At 68.0% G+C, this 18624-nt stretch carries 17 protein-coding genes and 1 riboswitch; of the genes, 13 read left to right on the forward strand and 4 right to left on the reverse strand.

The features are described 5' to 3' along the window. Positions 1–250 precede the first annotated feature (250 nt). From ERC79_RS20655 to ERC79_RS20680, 6 genes are all read left to right on the forward strand, one after another. Positions 251–1249 (forward strand): 2-oxoglutarate and iron-dependent oxygenase domain-containing protein, encoded by a 999-nt coding sequence (locus ERC79_RS20655; RefSeq protein WP_131580240.1) that lies wholly within the window; start codon positions 251–253, stop codon positions 1247–1249. Between the two features lie 30 nt (positions 1250–1279). Further along, positions 1280–2113 (forward strand): MetQ/NlpA family ABC transporter substrate-binding protein, encoded by an 834-nt coding sequence (locus tag ERC79_RS20660; RefSeq protein ID WP_131580241.1) that lies wholly within the window; start codon positions 1280–1282, stop codon positions 2111–2113. Beyond that, entirely contained in the window at positions 2113–3132 is a 1020-nt protein-coding gene (locus ERC79_RS20665; RefSeq protein ID WP_131580242.1) for a methionine ABC transporter ATP-binding protein, read from the forward strand. Before ERC79_RS20660 ends, ERC79_RS20665 begins: the two co-directional genes overlap by 1 nt. Next, positions 3129–3797, forward strand: a complete 669-nt coding sequence (locus tag ERC79_RS20670) for a methionine ABC transporter permease (RefSeq protein ID WP_131580243.1) — start codon at positions 3129–3131, stop codon at positions 3795–3797. The genes ERC79_RS20665 and ERC79_RS20670 overlap by 4 nt, the downstream gene beginning before the upstream one ends. 249 nt (positions 3798–4046) lie before the next feature. Beyond that, positions 4047–5567, forward strand: a complete 1521-nt coding sequence (locus ERC79_RS20675; protein WP_242676663.1) for an HNH endonuclease signature motif containing protein — start codon at positions 4047–4049, stop codon at positions 5565–5567. Between the two features lie 155 nt (positions 5568–5722). Continuing rightward, positions 5723–6133 (forward strand): hypothetical protein, encoded by a 411-nt coding sequence (locus tag ERC79_RS20680; protein ID WP_131580245.1) that lies wholly within the window; start codon positions 5723–5725, stop codon positions 6131–6133. Between the two features lie 217 nt (positions 6134–6350). Here ERC79_RS20680 and ERC79_RS23790 read toward each other — a convergent pair whose 3' ends face one another. The 4 genes from ERC79_RS23790 to ERC79_RS20695 form a co-directional block, all read right to left on the reverse strand. After that, the gene (locus ERC79_RS23790; protein WP_278249712.1) at positions 6351–6485 is read right to left on the reverse strand and encodes a hypothetical protein; all 135 of its coding nucleotides are present in this window, start codon (positions 6483–6485) and stop codon (positions 6351–6353) included. A gap of 87 nt (positions 6486–6572) precedes the next feature. After that, positions 6573–6815: a hypothetical protein gene (locus ERC79_RS23295; protein ID WP_207390371.1), complete on the reverse strand. Its 243-nt coding sequence runs from the start codon at positions 6813–6815 to the stop codon at positions 6573–6575. A gap of 401 nt (positions 6816–7216) precedes the next feature. Continuing rightward, positions 7217–8620 carry a mycothione reductase gene (gene mtr, locus ERC79_RS20690; RefSeq protein WP_131580246.1) on the reverse strand — a complete coding sequence of 468 codons (1404 nt, stop codon included), beginning with the start codon at positions 8618–8620 and terminating at the stop codon, positions 7217–7219. Next, positions 8617–9639 carry an alpha/beta hydrolase gene (locus tag ERC79_RS20695; protein WP_131580247.1) on the reverse strand — a complete coding sequence of 341 codons (1023 nt, stop codon included), beginning with the start codon at positions 9637–9639 and terminating at the stop codon, positions 8617–8619. The genes mtr and ERC79_RS20695 overlap by 4 nt, the downstream gene beginning before the upstream one ends. Positions 9640–9871: 232 nt before the next feature. On the opposite strand from ERC79_RS20695, the gene mqo reads away from it, so the two are divergent. From mqo to ERC79_RS20730, 7 genes are all read left to right on the forward strand, one after another. Continuing rightward, a complete protein-coding gene (gene mqo, locus ERC79_RS20700; protein WP_242676916.1) occupies positions 9872–11344 on the forward strand; it encodes a malate dehydrogenase (quinone) in 1473 nt (490 codons plus the stop codon). A 72-nt stretch (positions 11345–11416) separates the two neighbouring features. Continuing rightward, a riboswitch (cobalamin riboswitch) is annotated at positions 11417–11493 on the forward strand. A gap of 60 nt (positions 11494–11553) precedes the next feature. Beyond that, a complete protein-coding gene (locus tag ERC79_RS20705) occupies positions 11554–13464 on the forward strand; it encodes a magnesium chelatase subunit D family protein (RefSeq protein ID WP_242676664.1) in 1911 nt (636 codons plus the stop codon). A 36-nt stretch (positions 13465–13500) separates the two neighbouring features. Further along, positions 13501–14115 (forward strand): cob(I)yrinic acid a,c-diamide adenosyltransferase, encoded by a 615-nt coding sequence (cobO, locus tag ERC79_RS20710; protein ID WP_131580249.1) that lies wholly within the window; start codon positions 13501–13503, stop codon positions 14113–14115. After that, positions 14109–15491 (forward strand): cobyrinate a,c-diamide synthase, encoded by a 1383-nt coding sequence (locus tag ERC79_RS20715; RefSeq protein WP_242676665.1) that lies wholly within the window; start codon positions 14109–14111, stop codon positions 15489–15491. The genes cobO and ERC79_RS20715 overlap by 7 nt, the downstream gene beginning before the upstream one ends. Then, positions 15484–15867, forward strand: coding sequence for a cobalamin biosynthesis protein (locus ERC79_RS20720; RefSeq protein ID WP_242676666.1), 384 nt, complete (start codon positions 15484–15486; stop codon positions 15865–15867). The genes ERC79_RS20715 and ERC79_RS20720 overlap by 8 nt, the downstream gene beginning before the upstream one ends. 33 nt (positions 15868–15900) lie before the next feature. Then, positions 15901–17127: a uroporphyrinogen-III C-methyltransferase gene (gene cobA, locus ERC79_RS20725; RefSeq protein WP_131580250.1), complete on the forward strand. Its 1227-nt coding sequence runs from the start codon at positions 15901–15903 to the stop codon at positions 17125–17127. Positions 17128–17213: 86 nt separating this feature from the next. Next, positions 17214–18617 (forward strand): DHA2 family efflux MFS transporter permease subunit, encoded by a 1404-nt coding sequence (locus tag ERC79_RS20730; RefSeq protein WP_242676917.1) that lies wholly within the window; start codon positions 17214–17216, stop codon positions 18615–18617. Positions 18618–18624: the final 7 nt, after the last annotated feature.

Raw genomic sequence — 18624 nt, forward strand, 5'->3', positions numbered from 1 at the left:
CCGCCGAATATGGCGTGCCGGTTCCCCGTCTTGTCCTGGAAGGACCTCGATGCGCGGCACTGCAGCCACCGCCACCGCGATGCGAATGCGTCGCGCGTGTTGTCGCTGCATGCGCGTGAGCTGAGACGAGATCCCCGCGCGACGGTACTCGAACGCCGTCCCGCATCCCCGTGCACATTCTTCCCGCCGGGCACCGACATCGTCGCAGCGTGAATAGTCCGCCGGTGCCCGTGGGGAAAGGACCCGTTCCATGTCCGCCCATTCACTCCCGATCATCGACCTGGAGCATCTCGACGTCGACGCGCTGCGCACCGTCACGCACGAGATCGGCTTCTTCTATCTGACCGGTCACGGCATCGACCAGCAGCTCACCGATGCCCTGATCGCCACGGCGCGGGAGTTCTTCGCGCTGCCCGAGGCCGACAAACTCGAGATCGAGAACAGCAACTCGCCGCACTTTCGCGGATACACCCGGGTCGGCGGCGAGCGCACGCAGGGCTACATCGACTGGCGCGAGCAGCTCGACATCGGACCCGAGCGGGACGCGGTCGATCCGATCGACCCGTCGCGCCCGTGGGACGTGCTGCACGGCCCCAACCTGTGGCCTACCGCCGTCCCGCGCCTGCGCGAACTCGCGCTCGGGTGGTCGCTCCAGGCCCAGGACGCCGGCCTGCGGCTGATCCGCGGCTGGGCGCAGTCCCTCGATGCGCCGGCCGACTTCTTCGACACCGCGTTCGCCGATCCCGATCCGCTGCTCAAGATCGCGCGCTACCCGGGCCACGACGGCTCGGTCACCGACCAGGGCGTGGGCAGCCACAAGGACGTGGGAGCGCTGACCCTGCTCTACCCGGAGCCCGACAGCACCGGTTTCCAGGTGGAAACAGATGGCGGCTGGCTCGACGTCGCGCCGCTGCCCGGACACCTGCTGGTGAACATCGGGGAACTGCTGGAGGTCGCTACCGGCGGCTACCTCAAGGCGACGGTGCACCGGGTGCTGCCGCCGCCGGCCGGCAAGGATCGGGTGTCGCTGCCCTTCTTCCTCAACCCCGGGTACGACCAGGCGCTGCCGGCCATCCCGCTGTCGCCCGAACTCGCGGCCGAGGCTGTCGGCGTCGGCCCGGACCAGCACGGCGGCACCCTGCACGCCCGCTACGGTCTCAACGCCCTCAAGTCGCGTCTGCGCGCTCACCCCAATGTCACCGAGCGGTACCACCGCGACCTGCTCGACCTGCCCGCCCTGCGCGGCTGACCAGCTCCACACCACCGGAAGGTACCCCCAATGTTTTTGCGCCGCACCGCTGTTCTTTCCGCTGCCGCTCTGTTCACCGTGGGTCTAGCCGCCTGCTCCTCGGGCGGTGACGGGGAGACTTTGGTGATCTCCGCGTCCAGCACCCCGCATGTCGAGATCCTCGAGCACATCGCAAACTCGGGTGCAATGGGTGACGTCAAACTCGACGTCAAGCCGGTCACCGGCGAGATCGACCCCAACGAGCTGCTCGTCGCGGGCGACGTGCAGGCCAACTACTTCCAGCACGCGCCGTATCTCGCCGACTGGCAGAAGCAGAAGGGCGTGAGCGATCTCGTCGCCGTCGCCGACGTGCACCTCGAGCCGATGGGCCTGTACTCGGAGAAGATCACCGCCGTCGATCAGCTCGCCGACGGTTCGACCATCGCGCTGCCCAAGGACACCACCAACTTCGCGCGCGGGCTCTACCTCCTGGAGTCGGCCGGACTGATCCAGATGGACGTCCCGTTCGCCGATGCCGACCTGTCCATCGTCATGCAGAAGAACATCAAGGCCAACCCGAAGAACCTGAAGTTCGTCGAGATCGAGCGGTCACAGCTCGCCCGTAACCTCGGGGATCCGCAGATCACCGCCGCGGTCATCAACTCCAACTACGCGATCGAGGCCGGCCTGACGCCGGCGAAGGACGCGCTGCTGTCGGAGAAGGTCGAGAACAACCCGTTCGCGAACCTGCTCGTCGTTCGCGCCGCCGACCAGAGCGATCCCGGTATCCAGGCGCTCGCCGAGGCCCTCGAGTCGCCGGAGACCGCCACCTGGATCCAGGAGAACTACTCCGGTTCCGTCGTCCCGGTCCACGCGGCCAGCTGATGATCGCGGTCCGGAACCTGGTCAAGACCTTCCCCGCCGCCGCCGGAGCGGACCCGGTCGCCGCCCTGCGCGGCATCGACCTCGAGATCGCCGAGGGCGAGATCTTCGGCATCGTCGGTCCGTCCGGCGCGGGCAAGTCCACGCTGATGCGGTGCCTGAACCTGCTCGAGCAGCCCACCAGCGGCAGCATCGTGCTGCGTGGCGACGACCTGTCGCAGCTCACCGGTGCGGGCCTGCGTCAGGCACGTCGGCGCATCGGAACCGTGTTCCAGCAGTTCAACCTGCTGCACTCGCGGACCGTGCGGGCCAACGTCGAGTTCCCGCTCGAGCTGTCCGGTATGGACCGTAAGCAGCGCCGGGCCCGGGCCGACGAGTTGATCGCGCTCGTGGGACTCGCGGGCAAGGAGAAGGCGTTCCCGTCGCAGCTCTCGGGTGGGCAGCTACAGCGCGTGGGCATCGCCCGCGCGCTGGCGTCCGAACCGGACGTGCTGCTGTGTGACGAGGCGACCAGCGCTCTCGACCCCGACACCACCAACCAGGTGCTGGACCTACTTGCGGAACTCAATCGCAAGATCGGGGTCACGGTCGTACTCATCACGCATGAGCTCGGCGTGCTCCGGCGGATCTGCACGTCGGCAGCGAGGCTCGAGGACGGCCGGATTGCCGAGACCGGACGGATCCTGGACCTGGTCGCCGAACCCGGTTCGGTACTCGGTGCGGCGATCGTCCCGGTCGGCGACGATCCGTCCGCGGGGGACCGCGCCGACACCGCGCTCGTCACCACGATCGGTGACGAGGCGCACGGGCCGTGGCTTGCGCAACTCGTCCGGAAGCTGGATATCGACATCTCGGTGGTCGGTGGCCGCGTCGAGCAGGTTGCCGGAGTCACCGTCGGGCGCTTGCGTCTGCGGTTCGGGTCCGACGTGAACCGGGCGGATGTCGAGACGTTCGTGGAATCGCAGCCCGGCACGACGCTGTCGTGGGGCCCGGAGTCCCGGATCGAAGGACGAATCGCATGAACAAGCTGACTTGGTACGACTCGTTCCCCGAGGTGTGGGACGCTACGCGGGAGACCCTCTACATGGTCTCGATCTCGTTCGTCCTCACCGTGCTCGGCGGCATCCTGCTAGGCGTCGTACTGTACGTGACATCGCCCGGCGGACTGTGGCCGCAGCGCGCCGTCAACGCCGTGCTCGGCGCGATCGTCAACGTCTTTCGCTCGTTGCCGTTCCTGATCCTGATGATCGCGCTCATCGGTGTCACCCGGCTGATCGTCGGCACCGCGATCGGCCCGGAGGCGGCGATCGTTCCGTTGACCATCGGTGCCATCCCGTTCTACGCGCGTGTCGTGGAGGCCGCGTTGCGGGAGGTGCCCGTCGGTCGTATCGAGGCGGGGCAGGCGATGGGGGCGACCAACCTGCAAATCGTTCGAAAAGTGCTTCTACCGGAATCGGTTTCGTCTTTGGTGGCCGGCGCGACGCTGACTGCGGTGCTGCTGGTCGGGTACTCGGCCATGGCTGGGGCCATCGGTGGCGGTGGTCTGGGCGATTTCGCAATCGTGTACGGCTACCAACGGTTCAACACACCGGTCCTCTTGGTCGCGGTCGTCGTCCTCATCGTCGTCGTGCAGATTCTGCAGTCGATCGGCGATCGCGTCGTCCGGGCGCTCGAGCACCGCAGGTAGGACTCGATCGTGGAGGGTGGGTGTCGAGCTGGTCGCGGGTCAGGACGATTCGAGTGTCCAGTCGCGGACATCCGCATTGAGTTCACGTGCGGACCTGTGAGCGGAACGGCGAAGCTTCTTGTTCTCGATGTCTCTGTCTTCTGATCGAATTCGGTTCGCGAAAGCGCTGACATCGGTGCCACTGAAAGCTATACTCGAATGTATGTTCGAAATGGGGGTTGCTCTCGACACGGCCGATGTTTGCGCGGCATGCATGCGCGGATCGCTCGGGAACAGTTCCTGGAAGTCGATGCGGTGACGGACCTGTTCGAGGCTCGGTGCGCGGAAGACAGGCGGGCTGGCCGGAACGAGTCCCGTGAAGGCGAGTTCGCGCACGTCGAGGTTGCGGGGATTCTGGGGCTGACGGAGTGGGCGGCGCAGCGGATGATCGGGCTGGGCTACGAGTTGCGTGTGCGGCTGCATCGGGTTCGGGAGGAGTTCAAGTCGGGCCGGATCGATCTGGCGAAAGCCCATGCCTTCAACGAGGTACTCGCGAACGTCGCCGACGAACTGTTGGATGCGGTCGAGGAACGCCTGCTGGAGGGCGCGGATCGGGTCTCCACGACGAAGTTGAAGGCTCGGGCCCGCCGACTGATCGCCAACCTGGACCCCGACGGGGTCGCGGAACGCCGGACGACTGCGGAAGCGGGCCGGGATGTGCGGGTTCTGGCCCGCGACGACGGACTGACCGATCTCGACGGAATCCTGGCCGCTGTCGGAGGTCGGATCGTATCCGGAAGATTGCGAGCCATGAGCCAGAATGTGTGCGGTCAGGATCCGCGGACGATGGCGCAGCGCCGCGCGGACGCGTTGGTCGCGCTTGCGTCCGGGCACACTTGCCTGGACTGCGCGTGCGGTCGCGCCGACTGCACCGCACGTCAGGTCGGGAAGATGACCGCGAATGTGCAGGTGCAGATCCTCGTCGGCGTCAGTGCCGCGACTCTGTTGGGCTTCGACGACGCCCCCGGATTCCTGTTCGGCCACGGACCCATTGACGCCGACCTGGTCCGCGATCTGGCCGCCGACGGCACCTGGAAGCAGGTCCTCACGATCAGCGACAAAGACCGGGAGCGGCTCACCGCGAACCCGACAGCTGGAACACCCGGGGCGGTCGCCGGGATCGGACGTGCCGGGCCCGCGCCGATGCTCCCACCCACCCGGGCGGCCGCCCGGTACCGGGAGACCACCTACACGCCGTCGGACGCGCTCGCGGCCACCATCCGGGTCCGGGACGGGGTGTGCCGGTTCCCGAACTGCACCGTTCCGGCCGCGGCCTGCGATCTCGACCACACGGTCCCGTTCGACCACGACAGTCCCGGCGCGGGCGGCCTCACCGTCGAGAACAATCTCGCGTGCCTGTGCCGGAAACATCACCGGCTCAAGACGATCGGGTACTGGTCGGTCTGCCAGTCCGAGGGTGGACGCCTCGACTGGACCGACCCGGCCGGCCACACCATCACCACCCGGCCCGAAGGCCCGTTCACTCTCGACGGCCTCTACGCCGGCGTGCCCGAGCATGTTCGTGCCCGGCTCGACACCCGCACGCTCGCGAAGCTGAACCGGTCACCCGTCGAGCAGGAACTCGGGCTTCTCATCGACCTGCACGTCCCACCGGCGCAGCAGGCCGCCTACCGGCAAAGTCGACGCCGTGGTTACCTGCCGCGGCATCCCGACAAGCGGCGAGAACCGGTCCTCGTCGTCGACTTCGGCGAGGACGACCCGCCCTTCTGACTGCGGTCGGTAGTCATCTGTGCCACTCTCTCGATCTAGTTGTTCTGCCCGAGAGATCCCAGCGAGCTGAGGGAACCGAGAGATCCGAGGGATCCCCCGGAATCCGGCGCGCCGGGCCCTCGTACGGTCGTGGGTGAGGATCGAGGGGAGTGGGCATGCTGAATGCCGTTCGGGTGGGGTGGTTTCTGCTGGCGTGGGTCTGTGCGGGGCTGGCGATCCTCGCCGCGACCAGTTCGATGATGCAGATCACCGCATGTGAACTGGGATATCCGGACGCAGGGATCATGCCCGGTGGCGAATGCGAGCAGTCGATCGTGCGGACCTACGGGCCGCCGATCGTCGCCGTGCTGGCGATCCCCGCGGTGCTCTGTCTGCTCCCCGCGGCGTTCCCGGAGCGCTTGCTTGCGGGACTGGTCGCGGGAACCCTTGTCGTGGGCTCGTTCGGGACACTCTTCGCGTCCGCGCCGCTGAGTGTGTTCGGCTTCTTCGTCCCGGCGGCCGTGCTGGCAGTGGCTCTGGCGCTGGGGCACTCCTGGCTGCCCGACAGACTCGACGCGCTCAGCTAGACCCGAGCGACCCGGCCGAGCTGTGGGACCCGAGGGAGCCTCCGGAAGCAGGGGCGCACTCGGGGTCCTCGGAGTTGCTCTCGCAGGCAAACACCGTTGCGATGAACGTGGCCGCGTCCGCCTCGTTGGCACACAGGCTGCCGATGTGGTCGGCCGGATAGATCCTGAAGTCCGGACGGGTGCCGGGCAAGGTTCATTTCCGTGATCAGCTTGACTGTCAACGGAAGCGGCACTGTCGGGTCCTCGGCCCCTGCGCGATCATCAGCGGCCGGTCGTAACCTGACGTCGGCACCCGCAGATAGTCGCGCAGTGCCGCCATGAGCGCCGGTTCGTTGAGCGATCGCGAGAGCATCTGTGCTACCGAGATATTCGCGGCGAGCTGCAAATTGGAGGTAGGGGAGTTCCGGCGCCGCGTCGACGAGCGTCCGATCGGGGCCAGTCAGCTGTCGATGTCGAGTTCGGGGTGGACGTCACGGAGTCCCGCGATCACGAAGGTCATGAAGCTGGTCAGCCCCGCGAGGCCCTGCGGCGGGAAATTCGGCCCGGCGAACGGGGCGAGTGTCTCGATGTTCGACGGCACTCCGGTGGCGACCGCGCCGCGGTAGTCCAGTCTAGGCGCGTACTCGGTGGCGGCGTGTGCAGTGAACACCGCGGCCTGCCCGCCCTCTGCCAGCCCGGCCACCGCCTAACGCGTCGAGACGGCGCCGTCGATTCGGCGCGGGCTGCCCGCACCGAATCGACGACGCTGTCCGTCGCAGACTTCCCGTGGAGGTAGGGCGGGACGCCGGGAGTGCCCAGGCAGATGTAGTCGGTGGCCGCGACGGCGTATCCGCGGGCCGGCGCCGGTGCCCGGCAGCCGGAGCGACGGGGGCAGTGGGTCGGACTCGAGGACCGTTCCAGGTGCGCCGAGGGCGGGTGCGACGGGTGGGACGACCGATGCTGTGGGAGCGAGGATCTGCGGCGCCCGCGACGAGCGCGACGGCGATCGCGGTGACGATCCGGCGGCCCATCCGGGAACCCATCATTCGCCGAACCTAGCTCAGCGCCAACGATCTTCGAGGTGGTTCGGTGGAACCGATCGGCTCAGATCTCCAGACCGAGTAGCGCGTTCTCGACCACCTCGGGCAGCGCGGGGTGAATCCAGTACTGCCCGTGCGCCATGTCCTGCGCAGACAACCCGAAACTCATCGCCTGGATCAGCGGCTGGATCACCGTCGGCGCCTGCGCGCCGATGACGTGTGCACCCAGCAGGCGGCCAGTGCCGCGCTCGGCGATCACCTTGCAGAACCCCTCGTCGTCCTCCATCGCCCACCCGTATGCGACGTCGCCGTAGTTCTGCACCTTGACCGTGATGTCCAGGCCTGCCTCGCGGGCCTGCTCCTCCGTCATACCGACATCCGCGATCTGCGGGTCGGTGAACACTGCGGCCGGCACGAAGCGGTGATCACTGCGCCGTAGGCCGTCGGTGGACGTCCACGCGTCTCGCAACAGGTTCTCTCGCACCACCCGCATCTCGTGGTTCGCAACGTGCTTGAGCTGGTACGGCGACGACACGTCGCCGAGTGCGAACACACCCTCCGCCGTGGTGCGCTGGAATTCGTCGACGATGACGCGTCCGGACTCGTCTACGGCGATGCCGCCGTGCGACGCGTCGAGCTGGTCGCCGTTGGGTGTCCGTCCGACCGCGACGAGTAGTTCGTCACCGGCAACGACGGTGCCGTCCGAGAGTTCGATCTCGATGCCGCCGCCGGCTGAGCCGGCAACTCCTGCAGAGCCCGACGGTCGGGCCGCGACCATCGGATTACCTAGGTGCACATCCCATTTGCGGTTCGCCAGTTCGGTGAACCATTCCGAGACCTCCTTGTCGAGGTGGCGCAGCAGGCGTTCGCTACGGCCGATGATGGACACCTGCACTCCGAGCGCGGAGAACACGTGCGCGAACTCGGCGGCTACGAAACCCGAGCCGAGGATCACCAATCGTTCGGGTAGTTCCGGCAGCCGCATGATGTCGTCGTTGGTATGGAATCGCACACCGCCGTCGAGGACTTCGCGTGGGATCACCGGACGCGAGCCCGCCGCGATCACGACCTGGTCGGCAGTGATGACATCGCCGGTCCCGGTATCGATTGTCCGGGGGCCGACGAAGCGGGCGTGACCGCGGAAGACGGTGACGTTGTCGCAGTCCTCGGCACGATAGCGCTCGCCGCCCGCTGCAATCGGGTCGATCCGGCCGAATACGCGTTTGACGATGTCATGCCAGCGCACGTCGTCGAGCGTCGCGTCGATGCCGAGTTTCGACGATCCGGTGATGGTACGGGCCACTTCCGCGGCGTACACGTACATCTTGGTGGGGATGCAGCCGACGTTGAGGCAGGTGCCGCCGAACGTGCTCTTCTCGAGCAGCGCGACCTTCATGCCGTCGTATCGCTCGTCGAGAATCGAGTTACCCGATCCGGTGCCGATGATCGCCAGATCGAAGTGGGTCATGCGCCGGCTCCCGTTCTGCGTGCTGTCGTGGTGTGGGCGTCGAGCCATGTCAACCACAGGTCTAGTTCGGCGAACGCCGTTGCCAGCGGCTTCTCGGTGGACAGGAACACGTCATGGCGGGCGCCCTCGATCGGCACAATCGTGGTGCGGTTGCCGAGGCAGCCGGCCCACTTCGCGATCTGGTCGACGTCGAGGACGGCGTCGGCGCCGTCGACGGTGGGGTTGTAGCGGGATGCGAACACCGTCGACTTCGAACGCAGGATCAGTGACGGCACCCCGATGTCGAGCCCGCGGTGCAGCTGCGCATGACCGCGTCTGACCGCGCGCAGCCAGCCGAACGTCACCGGGAACCCGCTCAGCGGCTTCCAGTCCAGGTTGTAATGCCACTCGCCGTTGGAGCTCACATGCAGGCTCGAGCCGTACGTGTCGAGCTTCTGTCCGGGGACGGGCGTCTTTCCCGACAGCCGTCCGAGCGCGTCGATCGCGGCAGTCGTGCCCGCGCTGCGCAGCAGTGCCGGACCCTGCAGGTCGAACCACGGACTGTTGAGGACCAGGCCCGCCACACCGGCCCCGGCGGTACCCTGCGGCCGGCGTTGGAGCCGGTCGAGCCACAACGGCACGATGAGCCCGCCGGTGGAGTGGGCGACCAGCAGCACATCGCCGCCGGTACCGATCTGCTCGCGCACCAGCTGCAGCGCCGCGTTCAGCTCGACGTCGTACGCCCGAAGGTCGGTCACGAAGTGCGGCGTCTGCCCCGGTCGCAGCGAACGGCCGCATTTGCGCAGGTCAAGCGCGAAGAATGCATATCCCTGCGCGGCGAAGTGCTCGGCTAGGTGTTGCTGGAAGAAGTAGTCGGTGAACCCGTGGACGTACAGCACGGCGCGGCTCGTGGACGTCGACGCCGGCTGGTAGCGGACCAGCGTGGCCTCGAGCTCGCCCTCGCCGTCAGGGTCGGTCCCGAGCGGGATGGTCAGCTGCTGGTATCCGTCGCCGAGAACGTCGGGGGCCCAAGTAGTCACGATCACACTCTATTGGTCGGATGGAGTTGTTTGCGAGGGGCACAATTGGGGGAGGTGATTCGGGTAGATACGCACAGGTAACCTAAGCGCCACAGGCGCGCGAAAGGCGGGCTGTGCATGCGGATGCGTACCGACAGGCTGCGTGTGAACAGACAAGGAAGTCGATTCTCCAGTGTCAGACCAGAACGTGGTAGAGGCGAAGACCGATGTAGTGCTCGTGGGAGCGGGCATCATGAGCGCGACGCTCGGCGCGATCCTGCGTCAGTTGCAGCCCGACTGGTCGATCACCGCCTTCGAACGACTCGATGCGGCTGCGGCCGAGAGCTCCGACCCGTGGAACAACGCCGGTACCGGCCACTCCGCACTGTGTGAGCTCAACTACACCCCGGCCAAGTCCGACGGCACCGTCGACATCACCAAGGCTGTCAATGTCAACGAGCAGTTCCAGGTCTCGCGCCAGTTCTGGTCGTACGCGGTCGACAACGGTCTCCTCACCGATCCCAAGGAGTTCGTCAACCCGATCCCGCACGTGAGTTTCGTACACGGGGCCGACAATGTGAAGTACCTGCGCGCGCGCTATGAGGCACTGGCGCGCCATCCCTTGTTCGCCGGCATGGAGTATTCCGAGAGCGAGCAGTTCTTCACCGAGCGTCTACCGCTGATGGCGAAGGGTCGCGACTTCTCCGATCCGGTGGCCCTCAACTGGACAGAGGCCGGTACAGACATCGACTTCGGCGCGCTCACCAAGCAGTTGCTGAACTACGTCGCGTCCTCGGGCGGCACGGTGCATTTCGGTCACGAGGTCCGCAACCTCACCAAGAAGTCCGACGGCAGCTGGACCGTCAAGGTCGAGAATCTGCGCACCGGCGCCAAGAAGGTCGTCAACGCCAAGTTCGTGTTCGTCGGTGCCGGTGGCGGCGCGCTGCACCTGCTGCAGAAGTCGGGCATCAAGGAGGCCAAGGGCTTCGGTGGATTCCCGGTCAGCGGCCAGTTCCTGCGCTGCACCAACCCCGAGCTGATCGATCAGCACCGCGCCAAGGTGTACGGCAAGGCCGCTGTCGGGGCGCCCCCGATGTCGGTGCCGCACCTCGACACCCGCGTCATCGGCGGTAAGCCTGGCCTGCTGTTCGGCCCCTACGCCGGCTGGTCGCCCAAGTTCCTCAAGCAGGGCAAGATCACCGACCTGCCCGGCTCGGTCAAGCCCAACAACCTGATGTCGATGCTCGGCGTCGGCGTCACCGAATTGAGCCTCACCAAGTACCTCATCGGTGAGCTCATGCAGTCGCCCGCCGACCGCATCGGCACCCTCGGTGAGTTCGTGCCGAAGGCCGTCGGCAAGGACTGGGAGCTCATCACCGCCGGGCAGCGAGTCCAGGTGATTCGCAAGAAGGGTAAGGGTGGCGTGCTCGAGTTCGGCACCGCCGTCGTCAGCGCAGCGGACGGCACCATCGCCGGCCTGCTCGGCGCTTCACCCGGTGCGTCCACTGCGGTTCCCGCAATGCTCGACGTCCTGGAACGCTGCTTCCCTCGCGAGTTCGACGCGTGGAAGCCGAAGCTGACGCAGATGGTCCCGTCACTGGGGCAGAAGCTGACCGACAATGTCGACCTGTTCAACCAGGTTTGGGACTGGAGTACGCGTTCGCTGCAGCTCGGTACCGACGCCGCTCCGGCCGCCGACCGGGTAGCCGAGTCCGCGTCCGTGTGACGATCACGCACCTACCGCGGCGCGGGGACGATCCCGAGTCGCGGTAGGGTGCGCAGCAGAGAAACGTTTGTGGGGAAGTCCTGTGAGAATCAGGCGCGGTCCCGCCACTGTGAGGGTGTTCCACGCGAACCACCCGGAGCCAGAATGCCGCAACGTTTCGCACCGCCAAGCTCTCGGCGAGGAAACCGAGAAGTGAAGGGATTCGATCGTTGCGTCACAACCATGACCTGGCCGCTCACGAGCCTGCCGGATTTCCGTTCAGTGCGATCGTCGGTCAGGATCGGCTGCGCCTGGCCCTGATCCTGTGCGCAGTCCACCCTGGCATCGGCGGTGTGCTGGTGCGCGGCGAGAAGGGCACCGCGAAGTCCACCGTCGTGCGCGCACTCACCGCTCTGCTACCCGAGGTAGCGGTGGGCCGTCGCGCCCGCCTCGTGGAACTGCCTGTCGGCGCAACCGAGGACCGCGTCGTCGGCTCCCTCGACCTCGAGAAGGTACTGCGCGACGGCGAGCGGGCCTTTCAGCCCGGGCTGCTCGCCGAGGCCCATCAGGGTGTGTTGTACGTGGACGAGGTCAACCTCCTGCACGACCACCTGGTGGACGTCCTGCTCGACGCCTCCGCCATGGGCCGCGTCCATATCGAACGCGACGGCGTCTCGCACTCCCATCCGGCCCGGTTCGTCCTGGTCGGGACCATGAATCCGGAGGAAGGCGAGCTACGTCCGCAGCTGTTGGACCGTTTCGGTCTCGCGGTCGACGTTGCCGCCTCCCGAGACGTCGACGTCCGTATGCAGGTGGTACGTCGGCGCCTCGATTACGAGCGCGATCCCGACACGTTTGCCGCTCGCTATGCCGAGCAGGACGCCGAATTGGCCCGCCAGATCTCCGCGGCCCGCGACGCCGTCGCCGCGGTGGAACTGTCGGACACGGAACTGCGCCGGATCGCCTCGCTGTGCGCGTCCTTCGATGTCGAGGGGATGCGAGCCGATCTGGTCCTGGCCCGTACCGCGACCGCGCACGCGGCGTGGCGCGGCGCCGACGCGGTCACCGAGGAGGATGTCCGGGTTGCCGCGGAATTGACCTTGCCGCACCGTCGTCGGCGTGACCCCTTCGACGAGCCTGGTCTCGACGAGCAGCAACTCGATGATGCATTGGAGCAGGCCGATGCCGACGCGCGGGCACACGACGAGCCCGAGCCCGACCCTGACCCCGACGGCCCCGGCGCCGGTGAGGCGCCTCCGGAGTATCCGTCCGGTGAGTCGAAGAACGAATCGCCCGAACAGGGTTCGTCCGGTTCGGGTCCGGAGGGCGAGCGCCGTGTCGGTGCACCCGGGCCGCAGTTCCGGACCCGCATGCTGGAGATCCCCGGCGTCGGCGACGGCAGCCCCGGCCGCCGCTCGCGGTCCCGCTCGACGCGCGGCCGGTCCGTGCGGACGACGACGGAGCCCGGCCACGGGCTGCACCTGGTCGGCACCCTGTTCGCGGCCGCGGAACACCAGGTCACCCGTGGCCGGACCAATGGTCCGATACTGCTGGCGGCCAACGATGTTCGCGGTTCACTCCGAGAGGGGCGTGAGGGCAACCTGGTTCTGTTCGTCGTCGACGCATCCGGTTCGATGGCCGCCCGCGACCGGCTGTCGGCGGTCACCGGCGCGATCGTGTCGTTGCTGCGGGATGCGTATCAGCGCCGCGACAAGGTCGCGGTGATCACCGTCCGCGGGACGGGCGCCGAACTGGTGCTGCCGCCGACGTCGTCGGTGGAGGTCGCGGTGCGCCGCCTGCGGGCCATGAAGACCGGTGGCCGGACCCCGCTCGCCGAGGGCTTTCTGCGGGCTCGTGAGGTGGTGCTGCGTGAACGCGTCCGCGATCCCAAGCGCCGCGCGCTGGTGGTGGCCCTCACCGACGGCCGCGCCACCGGTAGCAAGGATGCCCTGCCGCGCGCCAAGCGTGCCGCTGCGATGCTCGCCGCTGCGTCCGTCGCGTCGATCGTCGTGGACTGCGAGACCGGCATGGTCCGCCTCGGCCTGGCTGCGGAACTGGCGCGGGACCTGCGCGGCGGTCACGTCCGCCTCACGGAACTGTCGGCGCAGCAGGTCGCCGGCGTCGTTCGCGCCGCTGCCTGAACCGCCTGAAAACACAGTCCGAGAAGGGATCCCGATATGCCGAAGGGCGTACCCGAGAACGTGCCGGCCGACGGGCTCACTACCCGGCAGCGCCGCAACCAGCCCGTCCTGGCGGTGCACACTGGCGCCGGCAAGGGCAAGTCGACCGCCGCCTTCGGTATGGCGCTGCGTGCCTGGAACCAGGGCTTCGACATCGGCGTCTTCCAGTTCGTCAAGAGCGCGAAGTGGAAGGTGGGTGAGGAAGCCGCCTTCCGTGCGCTCGGCGACCTGCACGAGAGCAGCGGTGCCGGTGGCGCCGTCGAGTGGCACAAGATGGGCGAGGGGTGGTCCTGGACTCGCAAGCAGGGGTCCGAGGAGGACCATGCGGCGGCAGCCGCCGAGGGTTGGCAGGAGATCGCACGCCGACTCGCGGACGAGACCCATCGCTTCTACGTGCTCGACGAGTTCACCTACCCGCTCAAATGGGGATGGGTGGATCTTGACGAGGTCGTCGAGGTGCTGCAGAGCCGTCCGGGCAATCAGCATGTGGTGATCACCGGGCGTGACGCCCCGCAGGCGCTGATCGACGCCGCCGATCTCGTCACCGAGATGACCAAGATCAAGCACCCGATGGACGCGGGCCGCAAGGGCCAGCGCGGTATCGAGTGGTGAGTGCTCCTGCGGTGGTGATTGCGGCGCCGGCTTCCGGAAGCGGCAAGACGACCGTCGCGACCGGCCTCGTGGGTGCGCTGCGGGCATCGGGCGACCGGGTCGCGCCGTTCAAAGTGGGACCGGACTACATCGATCCCGGCTACCACGGGCTCGCTGCCGGACGCCCCGGCCGCAACCTCGATACCGTGCTCGTCGGCGCGGACCGCATCGGCCCGCTCTTCCGCCACGGCAGTGCCGACTGCGACATCGCCGTCGTCGAGGGTGTGATGGGCCTGTTCGACGGCAAGATCGATCCGGGTTCGGCAGCACCGTCGGCCGAAGGTTCCACGGCGCAGGTGGCCGCGGCGCTGGGCGCGCCGGTGGTCTTGGTGATCGACGCGCGCGGACACAGCCAGAGCCTGGCGGCTGTACTGCACGGCTTCTCGACGTTCGACGCCGCCGTCCGGATCGGTGGGGTGATCCTCAATCGCGTCGGCAGCGCCCGCCACGAGCAGGTGTTGCGGCAGGCGTGCGAACGGGTGGGCCTGCCGGTTCTCGGGTCGATGCCCCGGCTGGCGGAACTCGAGGTGCCGTCTCGTCATCTCGGGCTGGTGCCGGCGGTGGAACACGGTGAGGCCGCGCTGGCTGCGGTGGCCGCGATGACGGAGCTGGCTGCGGCGCACCTGGACCTCGATGCCATCCGGTCGCTCGCACGCTCATCGGTCGACACGCCCGCCTGGGACCCGGCTGTCGAGGTCGGACCCGTTGCGGCCGAGGCGCGCCCGGTGATCGCCCTTGCCGGTGGTGTTGCATTCACCTTCGGTTACGCCGAGCATCGGGAGCTGCTCGAGGCGGCCGGAGCCGAGGTCTTCACGTTCGATCCGTTGTACGACGAACTACCCTCGGGCACAGCAGGTCTGGTGCTTCCGGGCGGGTTCCCCGAAGAGCATGCGGTGGCACTGTCGTCGAATGCTGCGCTGCTGCACCAGGTACGGCAACTCGCGGCGGACGGTGCGCCGATCCACGCCGAGTGCGCAGGACTGTTGTACCTTGCTCGCAGTCTTGATGGGCATCCGATGGCAGGGGTGATCGAGGTCGACGCCCGGTTCGGCATGCGCTTGACGCTCGGGTACCGGGAGGCCGTCGCGCTTACCGACTCGGTGCTGTTCGACGCCGGCACCCGCGTGAGCGGCCACGAGTTCCACCGTACGGTGCTGGCCACCGAGACCGCCGGCGACGCGGGACCGGCGTGGGGATGGCGCGCCTGGGACTCCGGGGCCACTCGGGAGGGCTTCGTTGCCGGCGCCGCGGGAGCAGTGCACGCGTCTTACCTGCACACCCATCCCGCCGGAAACCCCGCCGCGGTCCGGCGGTTCGTCGAGGCCGCTCGTGGCTGATCTGGGCGGACTGTGCGTCGGGGTGGGCGCGGGCAGTCGGGTCGGCGTCGCGGACATCGTGAGCGCGGTTCTCGAGGTCTGCGGTGATGAGGCGGTCGCGGTGCTGGCCACGCTCGACAGAAAGGCTGGGCAGGCGCCCTTCGTCGACGCGGCAGCGGCCCTCGGTGCCCGCCTCGCGGGGTATCCACCGGAACAACTCTCCGCGGTGTCGGTGCCGCACGCTGCCGAGACGGTATACGGCGCGGTGGGTACGCCGAGTGTCGCGGAAGCGGCCGCGATCCTCGCGAGCGGCGGGGGAGGGCTCACTGTGACCAAGCACGTCACGAATGGCGTCACGGTCGCGGTGAGCCGTAGTGTTTCGAAATCTGTCGAGTGAACATCCGCTTCGATGTGGAGAACGGGGAGACGAGTGTCTGCTTCCGCCGGTGACGAGACCAGCTACCTGGTCGGACTCAACCTGACGGACCGTCGTGTCGTGGTGGTCGGTGGCGGCACCGTCGCACAGCGCCGCCTCGGTCTGCTGATCGCGTCCGGGGCCCGCGTGCATCTCGTCAGCCGCGAGGTCACGCCCGCGGTCGAGGGCATGGCGACCGCCGGGCAGATCACGCTCGAACTGCGCGACTACGCCGACGGCGACCTCGACGGTGCCTGGTACGCCATCGCATGCACCGACGAGCCCGAGACCAACGCCGCGATCGTCGCGGAGGCCGAGGCACGCCGCGTGTTCTGCGTGCGCGCCGACAACGCCCGTGAGGGAACGGCCGTTACCCCAGCGACGGGCGTGTTCGACGGGCTGAGCATCGGCGTCCTCGCCGGAGGCGCACACCGGCGCTCGGCCGCCGTCCGTACCGCATTGCTCGAGGCCCTGCAGTCCGGCGCCGTCACCGACACCGACGAGACGCCCGCGCCCGGCGTCGCGCTCGTCGGGGGCGGACCCGGTGACCCGGACCTCATCACCGTCCGGGGCCGCCGCCTGCTCGCCCGCGCCGACGTCGTCGTCGCCGACCGCCTGGCCCCGCCGGAGTTACTGGCCGAACTCGGCCCGCATGTCGAGGTGATCGACGCCGCGAAGATCCCGTACGGCCGCGCGATGGCGCAGGAGGCGATCAACACAGCGCTCATCGAGGGCGCGAAGGCCGGCAAATTCGTGGTCCGCCTCAAGGGCGGCGATCCGTACGTGTTCGGCCGCGGCTTCGAGGAACTCGAGGCGTGTGCGGCCGCCGGTGTCCCGGTCACCGTCGTCCCCGGCATCACGAGCGCGATCTCCGTGCCGTCCGCGGCGGGTATCCCCGTCACACACCGCGGCGTCACCCACGAGTTCGTGGTCGTGAGCGGTCACGTCGCGCCCGACCACCCGGACTCGCTCGTCGACTGGGCCGCGCTCGCGAAGTTGCGCGGCACCATTGTGTTGCTCATGGCTGTCGAGCGGATCGAGCAGTTCGCGTCCGTCCTCGTCGACGGTGGACGTCCGTCGGACACCCCGGTCACCGTCATCCAGGAGGGCACGTTGCGCACCCAGCGCGTGCTGCGGGCGGACCTGGCGACGGTCGCTGCCCGGGTCAGGGAGGAGAACATCCGTCCGCCCGCGATCGTCGTGGTCGGTCCGGTCGCCGGGTTTTCCGCGGACGCTCGGTAACGTGAACTCTTGTGTCTGACTCCACCGCCGTGAAGTACCCCGTGACCACGCGTGCGTTCGGCCTCGCGATCATCGTCCTCAGCGGCATGCAGCTGATGATGGTGCTCGACGGAACCGTCGCCTCGCTCGCGCTCGCCAAGATTCAGGAAGACCTGGGGCTCAGTGATTCCGGGCGCAACTGGGTGATCACGTCGTATGCCCTCACCTACGGTGGCCTGATGCTGCTGGGCGGCAGACTGGGCGACTCGTTCGGGCGTAAGCGCGTCTTCACCGGCGGCGTGGCGCTCTTCACGATCACGTCGTTGCTGTGCGGGTTGGCGGTCAACGAGGCCACGCTCGTGGTGGCCCGGGCGTTACAGGGTGTGGGCGCGGCGATCGCCTCACCGACCGCGCTCGCGCTCGTTGCGACCACATTCGCGCCCGGTCCGGTGCGGAACCAGGCCGTGGCGATCTTCGCGGCCATGACGGGTGTCGGCTCGGTGGCCGGTCTGATCATCGGTGGCGCACTCACCGAGTTGTCGTGGCGGTGGATCTTCCTGATCAACGTGCCGATCGGCCTGGTGATCCTGGTGTTCGCATTCCGCGCACTCGAGGAGACCGGAGCCGAGCGGCTCAAGCTGGACGTGCCTGGAGCCATCCTCGCAACCCTGGGCTGTGCCGCCGTCGTATTCGGTTTCACCGAGGGCCCGGAGATGGGTTGGGGCAGCCCCCTCGTGCTCGCAGGGTTGATCGGCGGGTTGGCACTGCTGGGCGCGTTCCTCGCGGTCGAGCGCCGCGCTGAGAACCCGCTACTGCCGTTTTCGCTGTTCCGCAATCGCAGCCGGGTCGCGACGTTCATCGCCCTCGCCCTCGTCGGCATGGTGATGTTCTCGCTGGCGCCGTTCGTCGCGCTGTTCGTTCAGGACATCCTCGGCTACACGCCGTTGCGCGCGGGCCTCGCTTTCGTGCCGTTCGCGTTCGGCCTCGGTGCCGCGGCCTTCGTCGCCTCCAAGCTCGCGGTGAAGGTCCAGGCCCGGTGGCTCGTCGTGACAGGCATGGTCATCACCTTTGTCGGCCTGCTGTACGGCTCCACGCTCGACGCTTCCGCGACGTACGTCGGGAACCTGTTCCTGCTCGTAGTCGGTGTCGGCTTCGGTGTCGGCCTCGCCGTGGTGCCGCTGCCGCTGTGTGCGATCGCCGGCGTCGGGCCGCACGAGATAGGTCCGCTGGCCGCGATCGCGCAGGTGGCACAGACGCTGTTCGGGCCGGTGGGGCTCGCGATCGTCGGTGCGATGGCCACGTCGAAGACGCTGTCGCTCGGCGGAATCTCGGGCGTGGCCAAGGACATGACGCCGGACCAGTTGTCCGCGCTCAGCGAGGGCTACATGTTCGCTCTCCTGGGTTGCGCGATCTTCGCGCTCCTGGCGGCGCTGACCGCGCTGTTCATCCGGTTCTCGCCCGGGCAGGTGGCACAGGCCCAGGCCGCGGAGAAGGCGGCGCAGGAGGCATAGGTGGTGC

This window comes from Rhodococcus sp. ABRD24 (assembly GCF_004328705.1).
Taxonomy (GTDB): domain Bacteria; phylum Actinomycetota; class Actinomycetes; order Mycobacteriales; family Mycobacteriaceae; genus Prescottella.

What these genes read in the sequence shown, in the direction of transcription:
- ERC79_RS20655 (WP_131580240.1), top strand. Translation starts at nt 251, where the DNA reads ATGTCCGCCCATTCACTCCCGATCATCGACCTGGAGCATCTCGACGTC.
- ERC79_RS20660 (WP_131580241.1), top strand. Translation starts at nt 1,280, where the DNA reads ATGTTTTTGCGCCGCACCGCTGTTCTTTCCGCTGCCGCTCTGTTCACC.
- ERC79_RS20665 (WP_131580242.1), top strand. Translation starts at nt 2,113, where the DNA reads ATGATCGCGGTCCGGAACCTGGTCAAGACCTTCCCCGCCGCCGCCGGA.
- ERC79_RS20670 (WP_131580243.1), top strand. Translation starts at nt 3,129, where the DNA reads ATGAACAAGCTGACTTGGTACGACTCGTTCCCCGAGGTGTGGGACGCT.
- ERC79_RS20675 (WP_242676663.1), top strand. Translation starts at nt 4,047, where the DNA reads ATGCATGCGCGGATCGCTCGGGAACAGTTCCTGGAAGTCGATGCGGTG.
- ERC79_RS20680 (WP_131580245.1), top strand. Translation starts at nt 5,723, where the DNA reads ATGCTGAATGCCGTTCGGGTGGGGTGGTTTCTGCTGGCGTGGGTCTGT.
- ERC79_RS23790 (WP_278249712.1), bottom strand. Translation starts at nt 6,485, where the DNA reads ATGCTCTCGCGATCGCTCAACGAACCGGCGCTCATGGCGGCACTGCGC.
- mtr (WP_131580246.1), bottom strand. Translation starts at nt 8,620, where the DNA reads ATGACCCACTTCGATCTGGCGATCATCGGCACCGGATCGGGTAACTCG.
- mqo (WP_242676916.1), top strand. Translation starts at nt 9,872, where the DNA reads ATGAGCGCGACGCTCGGCGCGATCCTGCGTCAGTTGCAGCCCGACTGG.
- cobO (WP_131580249.1), top strand. Translation starts at nt 13,501, where the DNA reads ATGCCGAAGGGCGTACCCGAGAACGTGCCGGCCGACGGGCTCACTACC.
- ERC79_RS20730 (WP_242676917.1), top strand. Translation starts at nt 17,214, where the DNA reads ATGCAGCTGATGATGGTGCTCGACGGAACCGTCGCCTCGCTCGCGCTC.